At 44.1% G+C, this 15,823-nt stretch carries 16 protein-coding genes; 4 read left to right on the top strand and 12 right to left on the bottom strand.

Annotated features, from left to right (window positions below):
• Positions 1-16: 16 nt before the first annotated feature.
• Complete coding sequence (locus ACK5MF_RS16330) at positions 17-1,309, bottom strand: hypothetical protein (RefSeq protein WP_416923630.1); 1,293 nt, start codon at positions 1,307-1,309, stop codon at positions 17-19.
• Between the two features lie 194 nt (positions 1,310-1,503).
• Positions 1,504-2,220 carry an NUDIX hydrolase gene (locus ACK5MF_RS16335; RefSeq protein WP_416923631.1) on the bottom strand — a complete coding sequence of 239 codons (717 nt, stop codon included), beginning with the start codon at positions 2,218-2,220 and terminating at the stop codon, positions 1,504-1,506.
• A gap of 342 nt (positions 2,221-2,562) precedes the next feature.
• Between ACK5MF_RS16335 and pncB the strand changes: the two genes are divergently transcribed.
• The 3 genes from pncB to ACK5MF_RS16350 all read left to right on the top strand — a co-directional run bounded on the left by pncB (position 2,563) and on the right by ACK5MF_RS16350 (position 5,491).
• The gene (gene pncB / locus ACK5MF_RS16340) at positions 2,563-3,870 is read left to right on the top strand and encodes a nicotinate phosphoribosyltransferase (RefSeq protein ID WP_416923632.1); all 1,308 of its coding nucleotides are present in this window, start codon (positions 2,563-2,565) and stop codon (positions 3,868-3,870) included.
• 110 nt (positions 3,871-3,980) lie between these two features.
• Positions 3,981-5,021 carry an oxidoreductase gene (locus ACK5MF_RS16345; RefSeq protein ID WP_416923633.1) on the top strand — a complete coding sequence of 347 codons (1,041 nt, stop codon included), beginning with the start codon at positions 3,981-3,983 and terminating at the stop codon, positions 5,019-5,021.
• Complete coding sequence (locus tag ACK5MF_RS16350; RefSeq protein WP_416923634.1) at positions 5,018-5,491, top strand: heme-degrading domain-containing protein; 474 nt, start codon at positions 5,018-5,020, stop codon at positions 5,489-5,491. The genes ACK5MF_RS16345 and ACK5MF_RS16350 overlap by 4 nt, the downstream gene beginning before the upstream one ends.
• 450 nt (positions 5,492-5,941) lie before the next feature.
• Here the strand turns inward: ACK5MF_RS16350 and arsJ are convergent, their stop codons facing one another.
• The 10 genes from arsJ to ACK5MF_RS16400 form a co-directional block, all read right to left on the bottom strand.
• The gene (arsJ, locus tag ACK5MF_RS16355) at positions 5,942-7,168 is read right to left on the bottom strand and encodes an organoarsenical effux MFS transporter ArsJ (protein ID WP_416923635.1); all 1,227 of its coding nucleotides are present in this window, start codon (positions 7,166-7,168) and stop codon (positions 5,942-5,944) included.
• A 47-nt stretch (positions 7,169-7,215) separates the two neighbouring features.
• Positions 7,216-7,713, bottom strand: coding sequence for a cyclin-dependent kinase inhibitor 3 family protein (locus tag ACK5MF_RS16360; RefSeq protein ID WP_416923636.1), 498 nt, complete (start codon positions 7,711-7,713; stop codon positions 7,216-7,218).
• Positions 7,714-7,725: 12 nt separating this feature from the next.
• On the bottom strand, positions 7,726-8,727 hold the full coding sequence (locus ACK5MF_RS16365) for an ArsJ-associated glyceraldehyde-3-phosphate dehydrogenase (protein WP_416923637.1): 1,002 nt from the start codon (positions 8,725-8,727) through the stop codon (positions 7,726-7,728).
• 13 nt (positions 8,728-8,740) lie between these two features.
• Entirely contained in the window at positions 8,741-9,082 is a 342-nt protein-coding gene (locus tag ACK5MF_RS16370) for a metalloregulator ArsR/SmtB family transcription factor (RefSeq protein ID WP_416923638.1), read from the bottom strand.
• A gap of 144 nt (positions 9,083-9,226) precedes the next feature.
• Positions 9,227-9,463 carry a thioredoxin family protein gene (locus ACK5MF_RS16375; protein WP_416923639.1) on the bottom strand — a complete coding sequence of 79 codons (237 nt, stop codon included), beginning with the start codon at positions 9,461-9,463 and terminating at the stop codon, positions 9,227-9,229.
• Positions 9,464-9,472: 9 nt separating this feature from the next.
• Entirely contained in the window at positions 9,473-10,477 is a 1,005-nt protein-coding gene (locus tag ACK5MF_RS16380; protein WP_416923640.1) for a permease, read from the bottom strand.
• 130 nt (positions 10,478-10,607) lie between these two features.
• Positions 10,608-11,177: a sigma-70 family RNA polymerase sigma factor gene (locus tag ACK5MF_RS16385; protein ID WP_416923641.1), complete on the bottom strand. Its 570-nt coding sequence runs from the start codon at positions 11,175-11,177 to the stop codon at positions 10,608-10,610.
• Positions 11,170-12,234 (bottom strand): ACR3 family arsenite efflux transporter, encoded by a 1,065-nt coding sequence (gene arsB / locus ACK5MF_RS16390; protein WP_416923642.1) that lies wholly within the window; start codon positions 12,232-12,234, stop codon positions 11,170-11,172. The genes ACK5MF_RS16385 and arsB overlap by 8 nt, the downstream gene beginning before the upstream one ends.
• Positions 12,235-12,280: 46 nt before the next feature.
• Positions 12,281-12,619 (bottom strand): metalloregulator ArsR/SmtB family transcription factor, encoded by a 339-nt coding sequence (locus ACK5MF_RS16395; RefSeq protein ID WP_416923643.1) that lies wholly within the window; start codon positions 12,617-12,619, stop codon positions 12,281-12,283.
• Between the two features lie 625 nt (positions 12,620-13,244).
• Entirely contained in the window at positions 13,245-13,616 is a 372-nt protein-coding gene (locus ACK5MF_RS16400; RefSeq protein WP_416923644.1) for a rhodanese-like domain-containing protein, read from the bottom strand.
• A gap of 381 nt (positions 13,617-13,997) precedes the next feature.
• On the opposite strand from ACK5MF_RS16400, the gene ACK5MF_RS16405 reads away from it, so the two are divergent.
• On the top strand, positions 13,998-15,740 hold the full coding sequence (locus ACK5MF_RS16405) for a SulP family inorganic anion transporter (RefSeq protein WP_416923656.1): 1,743 nt from the start codon (positions 13,998-14,000) through the stop codon (positions 15,738-15,740).
• Positions 15,741-15,823 lie beyond the last annotated feature (83 nt).

A 15,823-nucleotide genomic window follows, 5' to 3' on the forward strand; every position in this document is an offset into this window, starting at 1 on the left:
CGCTAGATCTGAGTGGCTAGAGCTGACTTGAATATAACCAAAGAACAGAGCAGCAAATCAGATACATTGTTGCTATGTAGCGCCAGTTGGCTTTCAGCAAGTCTTTTGCGCCGATGTCGTAGCGAGATTGAATACTGAGCTGAACACCAGAAAATGGTGACACAGTAATACCCAATGACCAGCCCATGAGTAAAGTTAAACCCAGCATATTGGGATCCGCCATTGACGGTGCCAATACGCTGCCGGCGAGGACGACACTGGTGACTGGGTGCATACCTGTCATTGCTAACACAATTAGAACAGCAATTGTGACCCCCGCTTCCTGTGGACCAAAATGTTCTGGTGCCAGTTGAATGTTCATTGCATCTAAAGAAGCTGCAACACCGGACGCAAGCATTGCGGCAGCCGCAAACAACACCACCTCACCGCTGGAGTTGGCAATGCCGGATTCTATATGGCTACGCGCCACGACAATAGCGTGATAGCCCTTAGTAAATAAGAGCCATAAAGCAATGAAACAGAGTGAAGTTAGGGTAACGAGTGACAGCACGCTTATGTGCGGATAGAACTTGTGTGCAGTAATAACCATCACAGCGAGCAATGCTGGCATCCACAACGAATAGAGAGTGACTGGGTATCCGAACAGCGAATCGGCATCGTCACGATGGATGATTTGCCAACAACTGAGAGCTAATGCCACAAGACAAATAGGGATACCAAAGCTGACTAAAGTGCCCAGCTCTGCACCGGGAGCACTGACCAAGGCTAAGCCCATGGATGCAAAGAACGGTGACCAGAAGGCACACGCAGAAAAGCCACGCAATAGTACTAATCCTTGTGTGGTTGTTAGTTTGCCCTGTGTTGCCAGTTTATCGCCAACGATCATTACTGAAGATATGTTGAGTACAGATCCAAACAGATGAGCGCCAAATAAGGTGCGAATGAGAGCGCTTTTCCCTTTCGGCAGTGTTTCACCGGTTTTCACGCTATTGACAGCAAAGATACGTAAAAAGCCAACACCGACAATCATCGCCACTACATTTTGATTAGCGTCTAATGTTTTTAATAGATAGCGTTCATCTAGACCGCTGTATACTCCGTATAGCAGTCCCATTGAGCCAACGAACATCAGCAAAATTATCTGCTTTCTTTGTGCTGGTTTGACATAGGGAACAAAAAGCATCACGACGAGCCAGATAGGAACCCCCGCCCAATAGCCGCTGAAATAACCTGTGATCTGGGCAATGAGAGAGAGCAACACGCTAAGCATTAATAGCCAGCCGCCAGTAGCAGCAATCGAGGATTTCATAGTGTCCGTACGCCAAATAATAAGTGGATGAATCGTAGAGGAGGTGGCGATATTTGTTTGAATTAGCTTTTATACGCGAGCGACTTAGAGATAGTCATGCCGCAAGGGTATAGCGCTTATTGTTATCGTTTACATCATACTGAACAATATCACTGGCGCAATAGAAAAACGTCAGCGAACTTAGAGCGTTCTGGTTAGCCGCGTAGACAGGTCTGGAAATAACTCACTTCATTGGTCGCCAACTTGTACACGTTGGCAGGTTTGCCGCCTTTACCTTTGCTAGATGCAGCGATTTTATTGGCACTGATAATAATGCCGGTATCAATTAAACGGCGTTTAATCGTCATACGGTTTACTTCAACACCGAACTGACTGTAGGCATCGATAATGTCCGCGACTAAGAACTCTTTTTCCAAAGAAAACAACACCACCGAAGTATATTCTACCGCCGCTCTTAGCTTTTTCCATGCGTGCTGTATCTGAGCGACGTGGTCAAAAGCCAACTCCATTTCTTCGTCGAGCAAGGGGAGTAAGTCAAACCAATTTGCGCGGTTCTTATCTGTACCTGCATTTTCGATTTGTTGAACATTGGAAGGGTTGAGTAACGCATAGTGAGAAATACTAATACTCCAGCCTTCAGGGTCCCGTTTAGGATTACCATCAACGAGTGGGTCACTGATGTAATTAGGGTAAGTATGTATTTTTTGACGGCAAATTCTGCGATGGGCGGAATTGAAATCTTCATCGGCAGGTTCGCCACCTTGGTTGGAGAGATCTTCGTCGTAAACAAATCCGCCTGGCAAAGCCCATTTACCACAATCGGGGCGGTTTGGGTTGCTGCGTTTAACAAGGAGGGTTTGAATCCCCGATGGAGAGAGACGAAGGCAAACCATATCAATGGTAACAATCATAATACGTATCCTGACATGAGACGGTTCCATTCTAGGGAAGTGAAATTTGAGGGTCAATGTAAATAACATATAGTGACAAACTCATTTAGACAGTTGAGTCTGTATCAGAAGCATAACAATAAGTCGTTGTAATTAAATTGATTCAAGAAAAGGTGAACGATTAAGCGAGAAAACAGTAGATCTTGTGTGGTTTGTAACAATATTTGACAAACTGATGTGGTTGGCTTATTGTTTTGCCATGGTTACGAACAAAATGTTACTAACATAACAGTTTGTTGGGTAAAACCGAAAGTTGTTGCGTAAAACATACAGTTCTTTTGCAGTAAACAGAAGGAAGGCAAGATGAGTAATCGCCTATTCTCCCCTCAAATTATCCGCAGCTTATTGGATTTAGATACCTATAAAATCAATATGATGCAGGCAATTCATTCCAATTATCCTGACGCACAAGTACGTTATGAACTGATTGTTCGTAGCGATGAAGATGTCAGCGATTTACTGGAGGAGATCGGTGATGAGATAGCACATTTGTCTTCATTAAGATTTTCTGACGCAGATATCGCTTATTTAAGCGCTCATTTTCCACATCTGAAAGATTCCTTTATCCAGTCCTTGCGCTACTTCCATTTTCAGCCTGAGCGTCAGGTTGAGTTAGGCGTGATTAAGCAAGAGGGCAAAAACCAGTTAAGAATTGGCATTCAAGGTTCGTGGCGTGACACCATTTTGTATGAAACCATTGTGATGGCGATTGTTTCTGAGGTGCGTAATCGTCGCCGCTGGTCAGATGTACCGGCCGATTTGCCAATGCAGGTTTTCGCCAAAAAAGTGGCACAGTTAAAAGCGCAGATTGCGAAACGTGGCATCACTAATTTTTCACTGACAGAAATGGGGACTCGTCGTCGCTTTTCTGGTCAGGTACAAAGAGATGTGATGGAACATCTGAAACAAGAGATCCCTCAATGGCTGCTGGGTACCAGTAACTGTCACTTTGCCCGTGAGTTTGACTTAAAATCTATTGGCACTATTGCTCACGAATGGTTTATGGGGCATCAGGCGTTGGTCAACGTGCGTGACTCTCAGAGCGTGGCATTGGAGCAATGGCTAAGCGCATTTGAAGGTCAGCTAGCGATTGCACCGACGGATACCTTGACCATTGATGCTTTCATCAGTGATTTCAATATGCATCTTGCCAAAGCGTATAGTGGTGTGAGACACGATTCCGGATGCCCATATAAATGGGGTGACCGAATGATTGCTCACTACCAAAGCCTTGGTATTGATCCTAAAACGAAAATTTTCATTTTCTCCGACGGGCTCAACTTCGATGAGGCGCTAGACTTGTGTGAATACTTCGCCGGTCGCGTTCAAATCTCATTTGGTATCGGTACGTTTTTAACCAACGATCTTGACGATTGGAAAAACAGTCAGGGTAAGGTGTATAAACCGCTTTCCATCGTGATCAAACTGACTGAGTGTAACGGTCGACCAGTGGCGAAAATCAGTGATGAGCCAGAAAAAGCCATGTGTGAAGACCCATTGTTTCTTGCCAACTTAAAACGTCGATTCGATATCGAAGTGGACATTGATGCTTTGATTAAGTCATTAAAAAAACAAAAGCAGACTAAGCGAAGCTATATCGTCGCTGCTTAATTTTGCCGTTGTCATTCTAAATAAGCCCTTTCTGGTTTTTTCACTAGAGAGGGTTTTGTTTTTGTGTCACGATACCGGTTTCATTTCGACTCAAAAAGGACTGCTTTGATATGAGTTTCACTCCGGTAAAAACGGCTGTTATTGGTTACGGCTTTTCTGCAAAAACCTTTCATCTTCCATTTATCAAAGCGCTGCCTGAGCTAGAGTTGTCAGCCATTAGCTCTAGTCAGCAGGCAAGTGTCGAAGCGGATTGGCCACAGGCGCAGTGGTTTGGCGATGCGAATGCGCTGTTAGATAACAGTGATGCAGAGCTGGTTATCATTACCGCGCCAAACGATGTACATTATTCACTTGCTAAGCGCGCTTTACAAAATGGTAAACATGTTATCGTTGAGAAACCGTTTGTTACTCGCGTTGAAGACGGCAAAGAGCTGATCGCTCTCGCTGAAGAAAAAGGGCTTGTGCTGAGCGTATTTCATAACCGTCGTTGGGATGGTGACTTTCTCTCGCTGAAAAAACTGCTTGATGAAGCACAACTGGGCGAGGTGAAATTGTTTGAATCTCACTTTGATCGCTATCGCCCTGAAGTCCGTCAACGTTGGAGAGAAATGGCAACCGATGGTGGCGGTATTCTGTTTGATTTAGCTCCGCACTTGCTAGACCAAGCGCTTATGCTGTTCGGTATGCCTGAAGCAATTAACGCTCAATGCCGCATTATGCGCCCAGGTTCGACTACCAATGATTACTTCAATCTTATCCTCCATTACCCACAACATTTGGTTCATTTGCATGGCAACTTGTATAGCCCTGAGCCGAACTTGCGTTATAAGGTGTTAGGTACTTTGGGTAAATATGAAAAGTATGGGTTAGATCCACAAGAAGCGTGCTTGAAAGAAGGTGTTGAACCTAATTCAGCAGGGTGGGCGCAAGAAGACCCTTCGGCTTACGGTAAACTCTATTTAGAAAGTGAGTCTCATATTATTACCACTGAGCACGGTTGTTACGAGATGTATTTCAAAGGCGTTGCATCAGCCATTCGTCTTGGTACTGAAAACCCAGTTCATGCTTCGGAATCGCTAAAAAACATCATGTTGATTCAAATGGCGATGGAAAGTAGCGCAACAGGTCAAACGTTAAAGGTGGATTTATGAGTTACACCTTAGAGAGTCTTGTAGAACAAGAACGCGAGTTGCAACTGAAATACTTCAATCAAGATGTCGCCTGGCAATTAGGCTGTTGCATTAAGGCACTCGCAGAACAAAAAGGCGCTGCTATATCGATAGAAGTGTTTGGCTTTGGGCAAACGTTATTTCAATTTTGCATGTTGGGCTCAAGTGCCGACCAACTGGACTGGATTCGACGTAAGCGCAATTCGGTGCTGTGTTATGGCAAAAGCACTTACTATTTGTCGCTCTACAATGAGGGAAAAAAGCGAGAATTTGAAACTCAGCCACATATTGACCCGAATGAATACTGTGCTCACGGCGGCTCATTCCCAATCCGCATCAAGGGTTCTGGTTTAGTGGGAGCGGTAACGGCATCTGGGCTGGCCTCGTTGGAAGATCACGAATTGGTTACCGAAGCTTTGAAACAAGCGCTGGAATCTCAAAAAGCACTATAAGTACTGAGAACGACAAGGAGGTCGTGAATTATGTCTCAAACCTCTAAAACGAAGAATTGAAGCTCTTGCAAACATCGATTTTCAACATCTCGATTCTGAAGAAATAAAACAGCATGTGCTGGATCTAAAATCAATGTAGATAAGGGTGTGTATGCGTAACGAACTGATACTACTTCATTTGAGATTTTATACCATTCTAGCTAAAAATATGATCAGATTGACCATCGGTGGCACAGCGAATGAGCGTCGAACGCAAACACGCATAAACCCTTCCATGGGGCTCCGCCGAGCCATTCATGGCTCGGAGGGTTTGCTTATCGACACCCATTCACTGATCAGAAATTTTTCTAGAACGGTATTATACAGCTCTCGCTTATTCCATGACTTAAGGTTAAAAATTAATGCCAGCTATGATTGCTGGCATTGGTAAATAAATCTGCTTAGTTTTATTTATTGCTGAGCCAGTTTTTGATTTTCGCCTGTCGGCAACCAAAAGGAAATAATGGTCGTTAATGCTAAGAAGGCAAAGGATACCCACAGACAGGCTGAGAACCCCCACATTTGGAACACCCATCCAGATAGAACCGTCCCTATCAAGCGTCCCATTGCGTTTGCCATGTAGTAGAAACCGACATCCAGAGAAACGCCATCGTCCTTGGCATAGCTGACGATTAAGTACGAGTGCAAAGACGAGTTAACCGCAAACACAGCACCAAAAATCATCAGTCCAACGACAATCACCAATTCTGGGTGCCATTGCTGCTGCACACTGTAAGCAATTACGCCAGTCACTACAGACAATACCAACGCCCACACTATCGCGGCTTTACCATCTGGAGTATGCCCCGATTTACTGCCTGTTATCTTTGGTGCAATCCCTTGAATGATACCGTAACCGATAACCCAAATAGCCAGGAATCCACCGACGGCGCTATGATCCCATCCAAACACAGATCCCAGATAAATAGGCAGTGCAATCACAAACCAAACGTCACGCGCACCGAACAAAAACATACGAGCAGCAGATAGAATGTTAACGCTGCTAGATTTGGAGAAAATCTCAGAGAACTTAGGTTTATTTTTCGCTTTGCCCAGATCGGATTTAAGGCTAATCACGCTGCCGATAAAGACCAGTAAAAGAACACCAGCCATCGCAGCTACCGCATATTGGAAGCCAATCATCGATAACAACGCACCACCTAAGAAAAATCCTGCACCTTTTAGCGCGTTTTTAGAGCCTGTAAGTATGGCAATCCACTTATACAATGCTCCTTGCGCATTCTCTGGCACCAAGGCCTTGATGGAGCTTTTCGCACTCATTTTGTTTAGGTCTTTGGCAATACCTGACAAGGCTTGTGCCGCCATGACCCATGGAATTGAGAGCCAACTTGCGGGAACAGCCAGCATTGACAGAGCGATAATTTGCATTCCCAAGCCAATATTCATCGTTCGGTTCAAACCAAGACGAGCGCCTAGCCAGCCACCGATGAGGTTCGTGACAACGCCAAAGAATTCATAAAAAAGAAACAGGGAGGCGATCTCTAAGGTTGAATACCCCAAGTCATAAAAATAGAGCACCACCAACATGCGTAGTGCGCCATCGGTAATGGTGAAGTTCCAATAGTTAAATGTGACCAACATGTACTGACGGACATTTTGGTTGAACTTAGACAACATATTTACTCTCTTTAAAAAGAGCCGCCTAAGGCAGCCCTTGAAGGCTTTTATTGATTAGCAAATTGGTGGATGTACTCAACTTGTACATCTTTGGTAAACGCGCCAGGTCTTAATGACTGGACATGAGTGATGATTTCTTGCAACTCCCAGCCTTTCTCGAGCAAGAGATGGGCAGCAAGCAAACCAGTACGTCCCGATCCCCCCATACAATGCATCGCTATCTTTTCGCCATTGGCGAGGGCTTTATGCAAAGATGGTGATAAGTGCTTCCAGCGAGCCAGGAACGCTTCATTTGGTGCGCAGTCATCTTCTATTGGTGCATGGAACCATTGCAAGCCTGCTTGCTCAACAAGGTCTGGCAAGTCACCAACGCCTTTTTCTTGCATCTCATGAGTGCTCAGTGCCGTAACCACGACGGTTACACCTTGAGACTTGAGTTGTTCAATGCTGGCGCTCAGCGACGCTTCTTTAGTGCCAGGACAAGGAGTCAGTATTAACGCTGCGTTATTGTCTTCAACAGGCAGTTCCCACGTAGGATGTGTCATTTGTTCGCTTCCTTATGCTAGGCCGACTTTACGAACAAGTTCTGCGGTACGAGTTGCGTAACCCATTTCGTTGTCATACCACGCATAGATTTTCACCATACGTTTGCCAACAACCATGGTTGATTGCGCATCCACAATCGTTGAACGCTGGTCGCCTTTGTAATCAATAGAAACAAGAGGGCGCTCTTCGAAACCAAGTATGCCTTTCAGCTCATTCTGCGAAGCTTCTTTAAGTAAATCGTTCACCTCTTCAGCCGTGGTGTCACGCTTAACATCAAAAATAATGTCGGTTAATGAGGCATTAGCTAACGGCACGCGCACGGCGTGACCATCAATTTTGCCTTTAAGCTCAGGGAAAATTTCGATAATCGCTTTCGCAGAGCCTGTAGTTGTTGGGATCAAACTCATACCACAAGCACGCGCACGGCGAAGGTCTTTATGCGGAGCATCGAGAATAGTTTGGGTGTTAGTGAGGTCGTGGATAGTTGTAAATGACGACTGCTCAATACCGAGCTTCTCATGAATCACTTTAACCACAGGTGCAATGCAGTTGGTAGTACAAGAGGCTGCGGTCACAATTTGGTGTTTTTCTGGATCAAAAATGTGGTCGTTAACACCAACAACAATGTTAGCAATTCCATCTTCTTTTACTGGAGCGGAAACCACCACGCGTTTAACACCTTGTGCCAGATACTGATTCAGGAACTCAGATTTACGGTGTTTACCCGTTGCCTCGATCACCACATCACAACCAGACCAATCTACCGCATCAATGGCTTTTTCTTGTGAGGTTGCAATGGTTTTTCCATTGATGACAATTGCGTTATCTTCACTCGTCACTTCGTGCTGCCAGCGACCTTGCACTGAGTCAAACTCAAGCAGATGCGCTAAGGTTGCCGCATCACCTGCCACATCATTAATCTGAACGAACTCGATTTCAGGCCAATCAAACGACGCTCTCAGCGCCAAACGTCCAATACGACCAAATCCATTAATTCCTACTTTGATAGACATCTTAATTTTTCCTTTAAACACAACATTCTGGGCGAGATTTCATCTCGGATAAGCGTTGAATATCTTGCTGGTATTTTGCTTTCAGGCAGTTAGAGTCAACTAACCCTTGGATCTGTTTTCTCATCCAACCAGGAAGCTGATCCGATAAACGGTAGAAAATCCACTGCCCTTGACGGGTATCAACCACCACACCACTTGAACGGAGTAATGCAAGGTGGCGAGAAATCTTGGGCTGGCTTTCGTTAAGGGCTTCTGTCAACTCCCCGACACAGACCTTTTCTTCACGGGCAATCATTAACAAGCAACGAACACGCGTTTCATCTGAAAGTAATTTAAAAAATTGATGAGGTAGCATACGAATATACCAATATATGTATTTGCATATATATTAAGGCGCAAAAGAAAGTTTATCTAGAAGTAAAATACGATGTCATAAAAAATTCATAACGCTACTTTTAAGCTAGGATGTTGGTTACCTAGCTTAAAAGAAAATAGCTATCTATTTTTTTAACCAATCTAAAATTGCTTCAGACTTTGGAATACCTCCTGCGTGAACCACGACCTCATCCATGACGACTCCTGGCGTAGACATCACACCATAATTCATAATCGTTTCAAGGTCGGTCACCTTTTCAACCGAAACATCAATGCCTTGATCCGCTGCGATTTTCTCAATCAATTTAGCGGTATTAACGCAGTTAGCACAACCTGAACCTAATACTTTAAATACTTTCATGTTTATCTCCTAAAGTTGCCAGAACGGTAAGTTAAATATCCACCCCATAACAGTAAACGCTGTTAGCAGCAGACCAAAAAGAAGTCCCAGTAAGCGCCATTGCATCACTTGTTTTAGCATGACGAATTCAGGGACACTTGCAGCGACAGTGCTCATACAAAACGCTAATGTCGTACCAATGGGAAGACCATTTCTCAGTAAACTCTCCATGATGGGGATCACACCAGTCGCATTAGAATACAAAGGGATACCAATGAATACGGAAGCTGGAACAGACCACCACTGACCCGCTCCTAAGTGGGCTTCTATCCAGCCATCGGGTACAAAACCATGCAAGCCCGCGCCTATGCCCACACCAATAAACACCCACTTCCAAACTCGACCGATGATTTCAACCATTTCTTGTTTGGCGAACTGATGTCGATATGAAAGCGTGATTGCAGACTCTTCGTTACTAACGTTCAGATTATTTTGATTATGTTGTTGGGCTTGAGCTTTTTGCATGGCTTTTGCGGCAAATGGCTGTAACCAACGTTCTGCCCCTATTAAATCGAGCAACCAGCCACTTAGTATCCCAATAAGCATCCCTATCAGCACATACATGATGGTGAATTTCCATCCCAGTAGACTAAACAGAAGCAATACTGCGATTTCATTGATCAATGGCGAGGTAATCAGAAATGCCATGGTGATCCCAAGCGGGATACCTGCGGAGGTAAAGCCAAGAAAAACGGGAATGCTTGAACATGAGCAGAATGGGGTGATCGCCCCGAAAACACTCCCCATCACATAGCCAAAAAGACGGCGCTTGCCTGCAAGATAGTAGCGCACTTTTTCAACATTTAAAGAAGCGCGAAACAAAGCAATGACGTAAATCATGACGACCAGCAACACCATGATTTTACTCGTGTCTTCTATAAAAAAGTGGATAGCATCTGCCAGCTTAGTACCTTGCTGCATAGCAAATAGCTGGTAGGTCATCCAATCAGCAAGATGGGTAAAGACTGCAAACATATCGGCTCCTTCAACCTCGTGATTTAACTCTTTATGACTAAGACGAAGTTTGAGGTGAAAGGATGCAAAGAATTTTAAAAATATTTACTTTACTGGAATGGTCTGGTTCCCGATTCGATTTAATCTCGTGTTATTCTTGATAAAAGCAACAAACTCGCTGCTGTTCGTCAAAACGTATATGGCATTGCGTTTGCAGAACACCTTTTAGTTTGTGTCGAGCTCGTTGAATGCGAGATTTGGTTGCCACTAAAGTCAGTCCATTTTGCTCGGCAAATTGTTGTTGAGTAAGACCTTGTAGGTCACACTGTTTGATAATTTCGCTTTCAGGCTCAGTCAGTTTTGATAGCGCTTTAGGCAGGCATTGCGCAAGGCTATCGACGGCGGGGAGTTCATACTCTTCCAATATCGGCTCATTATCACTCACAACCTGAACTTGTTCTTGATTCGCCTTACGTTGCTTATCAATGAGCATATTCCGTGCTACCCGATATAGCCAAGCCCTTTGGTTTTGAATATCGCAAAACGCTTGCTTCTGCTGTAATGCCTTTAAGAAGGTATCTTGTAGTAAGTCAAAGCTCAGATCAGGATCACCCGTTTGCTTCAGTAGCCAATAGTAAAGTTCGGACTCGGAAAGATGCCATGTCTCGATGAGACATGGCACTGCTGACGTTTGTTTCGAAATACTGCGCTTATTAGGCATAATATTTACGCTTCATTCTCAAGGCGACGTTAACCAACGCGATTAAGACTGGCACTTCTACCAAAGGTCCAATCACACCAGCAAATGCTTGATCTGAGTTTAACCCAAATACAGCGATGGATACGGCGATAGCCAGTTCAAAGTTGTTACCTGATGAAGTAAAGGCGATAGAAGCATTTTGGTCGTAAGGAATACCCATACGTTTACCGATGTAGAAGCTCGCAAAAAACATCACCATAAAATAGATGATAAGTGGCACTGCAATACGGAATACATCCATCGGTAACTCAATGATCATTTCACCCTTCAGACTAAACATCAAAACGATGGTTGCCAAAAGTGCAATCAGGGTAATTGGTGAAATACGAGGGATAAAGACTTCGTTGTACCACTGTTCACCTTTTGTTGAGACTAATAGTTTACGGCTTAAGAAACCCGCTAAGAAAGGGATACCTAAATAAATTAAGACGCTTTGCGCAATATCCCAGATAGTGATGTCAACAACGAAACTTTCAAGACCAAAGTAAGGGGGCAAAACAGTAATAAACAGCCATGCCATAAAACTGTACGTGACAATCTGAAACGCGCTATTTAAGGCAACTAAGGTTGCTCCGTACTCTTTGTTTCCGTCGCTGATGTCATTCCACACCAACACCATTGCGATGCATCGAGCAAGGCCGATCAGAATAAGTCCCACCATATAGCCAGGTTGATCGCGTAAGAAAATGATGGCCAAAATGAACATCAAAATTGGTCCCACGAGCCAGTTCATCACTAAAGAAAGCGTTATCGCGCGTTTATCTCGGGTTACCTCACCTAAAAGACTATAGTTCACTTTCGCCAATGGCGGGTACATCATTAAGATTAAGCCAATGGCTAGTGGGATATTGGTTGAACCAACAGATAGGCTTTCGTTCCACTGAGCGACTTGAGGAAATAACACGCCAATCCCGACACCAACTGCCATTGCAAGAAAAATCCACACGGTTAAGTATCGATCAAGAAAACTCATTTTTTCAGATGCGCTGGTATCGACACAGCTTGAGACATTACTCATACAAACCTCTTTAGTTTGAAATTGATAACCCAACGGAATATAAACATTATTTGTTCACTGCATTCGAACATGACTTGCCTTTGATGAACTGCAACTCTGGCTCGATAAATGTCAAATTATGCTTGAGGGTGATCTCCAGTACTTGCTTAACCCAAGGAGCAAGCGTGGGATTGATTCGGTAGTAAACCCACTTACCACGTCGTTCATCCAGAACAACCCCGTGCTTTCGTAATTCGGCAAGATGCCGAGAGACTTTGGGTTGACTGAGATTAAGTGCTTCCATGAGATCACAGACACACAACTCTCCTTGCTTCTGCATTAAAAGCAGAGACTTGAGCCGAGTTTCTTCAGAAAGTGCTTTGTAAAGAAGGATTGGATCGAACATAGGAACTATTCAGCACTGTAAAACATACGAAATATCATATATCTCATTTTCCATATGTGTCAATTTTTCAATTAAACAGTACTTCTGAGAAGTAAGTTAGAGTAGGAAAAGTAAGTCGATAACAAATGGTTGTCTTAATATTGAGGCGGAAATGGGGACACCTAAGTTAGTGCTTGCTCACACCTCTCAAATTGAAATGTCTTAATAGTTAGAGAAATCAGCGTTGTTATACCGTTCTAAATAAAAATATGATCAGATTGGACATCGGTGGAACAGTAAATGGCTATCGAACGCAAACACGCCCTTATTTTTTATAAGAATGTCCTTCTATGGGGCTCCGCCGAGACATCCATGGCTCGGAGGGTTTGCTTATCGACACCCATTCACTGATCAGAAATTTTTCTAGAACGATATTATATTTTGATAACGGCAAATATGTTACTCAATACAGAGATGGGAAACTGTATTACCTATCAATCAATTTATTGAATTTGCTGATATTTTTAACAACACTCTCAGTTATATAAAATATATTCATGGTCACAGATTCATGCACTGCCATTGCTCCATAAGGTATTGATAGGCTTATGGAGCAATGCTGTGATTCGACTTGCTAGAAATACAATCAGTTCAGCGGTGCTTGGTTCAGTTGTGCTTGCTGCATTTCTGATAAGCCACCACCGTTGTGGATATTGATGAAGCCTTGCTGAACGAGCGATTGCATTGCCATGCTTGAACGATTGCCACTGCGGCAGTAAACGACAATTGAGCTGTCTTTAGCGATGTGCGCAAAGCCCGTTTCTACCGTATCTAATGGAACATTAATCGCGTTATCAAGGTGTCCTTGAGCGAATTCTTCCGGGGTTCTCACATCAACAACCAGTGCGCCACTTTCAATCAGTTCCCAAGCTGCGTCTGCTCGCTGTGATGCCAAAGCTGAACCTGCTGGCAACGCCATTGCGCCACCTAAAAGTAAACTTAATAGCTTTTTCCACATAACCTGACATCTCCTTGGTGGATATATCCTACTGAACTCATTATTAACGCAATTTTCCAAGTTAGACAATAAAAACCTCAAGCGCTTTTGCACGCTCATTCGAGCATCTAAATAGCAGCCTTGGATCTCATTATTATAACTTTGAGCTGGTGTGTGAAAGCGCGTTATTTTCCCATATTCTTATTTTTAAGTGAGATTTTTTTTACCAGCTTGCAAGAGTCTGCCTATCTTTATCTCAGTAACGTATTAGAGATGATTTATTGCAGTTTTATTTCAATGTTTATATGAAGTGTTTGAACAAGTTAGGTTATGCTTATTACATCACTTTCTCATGTGAAGTAAGGAACACCGTAGGTGAAAATCGCGTCAATTGCTCAATGGATGCCTGGTCTCAATCAGTTTAAACACTATGACCGAACTTGGTTTAAAGATGACTTGCGCGCAGCTCTGTCGGTTGTTGCAGTAGCGCTGCCCGTTGCTATTGCTTATGCGCAGTTAACGGGAGTCTCAGCGATTGTCGGGTTATATTCCTGTGTGCTTCCTATGTTGGTGTATGCTCTATTTGGCACTTCTCGTCAGTTGATCATTGGTCCTGATGCCGCAACTTGTGCGGTTATTGCTGCGGTGGTTACGCCTTTAGCCGCAGGTGACGCGACTAAGCATTGGCAGCTAGTCATGACCATGACGGCGATGACTGGCATTTGGTGTATTTTAGCCAGCCGTTTCAAGCTAGGTGTTCTGGCTGATTTCCTATCAAGACCGATCTTGCTAGGGTTGTTAAATGGTGTGGCATTGACCATTATTGTCGGTCAGTTTGCGAAGATATTCGGTTTAAAATTCGAGCAGCGTTACCTATTGGAACGATTGTACGAAACGCCTTCACTGTTGATGAGTCTTCATTGGCAAACTTTGATGATCAGTACCACAACTGTGGTTGTGTATTTGGCTTCCAAGCGCTTTCGACCTCAATGGCCAGCAGCCATGTTTGCGATTTTCATTACTGGTGTGATGGTTTGGCTGATGAAGCTAGATACTGTCGGTGTTCAAGTGGTGGGCGTTATTCAAGGTGGGTTGCCAGCCTTTCAGACCCCGACATTTGATATTGGTGTTTCCCGTGAACTTGTGGTTCCTGCGCTTAACTTAGCGGTAGTAAGCTTTGTGAGTATGATGTTGACTGCCCGTAGTTTTGCCGCGAAAAACGGCTATGATATCGATGCAGACAAAGAATTTCAGGCATTAGGCTTAGCTAATCTCGCCTCTGCATTTTCACAAGGTTTTGCTATTAGTGGCGCAGATTCTCGTACGGCGGTCAATGATGCAAACGGCGGAAAATCACAACTGGTTTCAGTGATTGCAGCGCTGTGTATCGGCGCAATAGCGATATTTGCCTATCAACCTTTGCAGTACATACCTATCGCGGCATTGGGTGTGGTGTTGATTATTGCTTCAACTTCTCTGCTTGATCTAAAAGGGGTTTGGCAGCTAAAAACACGTAACAAAGATGCATTTTATCTTGCTTCAATCACTTTGGTGTCGGTGCTCGTTATCGGTGTTATTCCGGGCATCACATTAGCGGTACTATTGGGTCTATTCCAATTTTTGCGTGTGGTTATGCGCCCAAGGGACCAAGTCTTAGGCTTAGATAAAAAAGGTACGGTACGTTCGATTGATCCTTCAGGCAAAGCGACAGCGATTCCGGGTTTGATCATTTATCGTTTTAACTCTCCACTTACATACTTTAACGCGCCGTACTTTAAGCGCCGTTTATTAGAGCTTTCAGAAGCGGGTGGCAGTGACGTTGTGTGTGTGGTGGTCGATGCGGTCTCCAGTTTTACCCATTTGGATCTCAGTGTGATGGCGATGTTGGGCGATGTTCAGACGATTCTGAAAAAACGAGGCATTCGTTTAGTCATCGCAGGACGAAAACGTAGTATGCGTAAGTGGTGTGATTTAACCGGAGTGTCTGTTGGTGATGGTGGTGTCGTGCTTCGTGCTGATCTCTATTTAGCGATTAAGCTCAGCGGTTGTTATCAAGAGGCGGTTCAGGAAGGTCAGGTACCACCGGTGCAGAAAGAAGACGATCCAAACGAGAATACCACCAATGTTATGCCGGAAGTGGCTTAACTATACCCTTCCTATTTGAAGCTGCAGCGCTTTATGTTTTGATATGGGGCTGCGTTCGTTCACCCCAATCGCATAGTTATCTA

Source organism: Vibrio sp., assembly GCF_047973365.1.
In the GTDB taxonomy this organism is placed as follows: Bacteria; Pseudomonadota; Gammaproteobacteria; order Enterobacterales; family Vibrionaceae; genus Vibrio.